The sequence below is a fragment of the Gottschalkia purinilytica genome, assembly GCF_001190785.1.
GTDB classification, from domain to species: domain Bacteria; phylum Bacillota; class Clostridia; order Tissierellales; family Gottschalkiaceae; genus Gottschalkia_A; species Gottschalkia_A purinilytica.
Genome location: NZ_LGSS01000065.1, coordinates 1 through 730, shown reverse-complemented (window position 1 = coordinate 730; position 730 = coordinate 1). Strand labels below are relative to the sequence as shown.

At 52.2% G+C, this 730-nt stretch carries 1 rRNA gene; it reads left to right on the top strand.

Going from position 1 to position 730, the window contains the following annotated elements:
• Nucleotides 1-722: ribosomal RNA gene (locus CLPU_RS16365) — 23S ribosomal RNA — on the top strand; the annotation flags it as partial.
• Nucleotides 723-730 lie beyond the last annotated feature (8 nt).

Below are 730 nucleotides of genomic sequence, written 5' to 3'. Positions count from 1 at the left end.
TTATAATACTGAAGTTCTAACTAGAAACTGTGAAACCAGTTTTAGGACACTGTCAGTTGGGCAGTTTGACTGGGGCGGTCGCCTCCTAAAGAGTAACGGAGGCGCTCAAAGGTTCCCTCAGCACGGACGGAAATCGTGCGAAGAGTGCAAAGGCAGAAGGGAGCTTGACTGCGAGACCAACAAGTCGAGCAGGAAGGAAACTTGGACTTAGTGATCCGGTGGCACCGAGTGGAAGGGCCATCGCTCAACGGATAAAAGCTACCCCGGGGATAACAGGCTTATCTCCCCCAAGAGTCCACATCGACGGGGAGGTTTGGCACCTCGATGTCGGCTCGTCTCATCCTGGAGCTGTAGCAGGTTCCAAGGGTTGGGCTGTTCGCCCATTAAAGAGGCACGCGAGCTGGGTTCAGAACGTCGTGAGACAGTTCGGTCCCTATCCGTCGTGGGCGTAGGAAATTTGAAAGGAGCTGTCCCTAGTACGAGAGGACCGGGATGGACAGACCACTGGTGTATCAGTTGTCGTGCCAACGGCATGGCTGAGTAGCCAAGTCTGGAAGGAATAAGCGCTGAAGGCATCTAAGCGCGAAGTCTCCCTTAAGATAAGATTTCCCATTCGGTTAACGAAGTAAGACCCCAGGAAGACTACCTGGTAGATAGGTCACAGGTGTAAGGGCAGCAATGTCTTAAGCTTAGTGATACTAATAGGTCGAGGGCTTGACCAAGAAAGAAA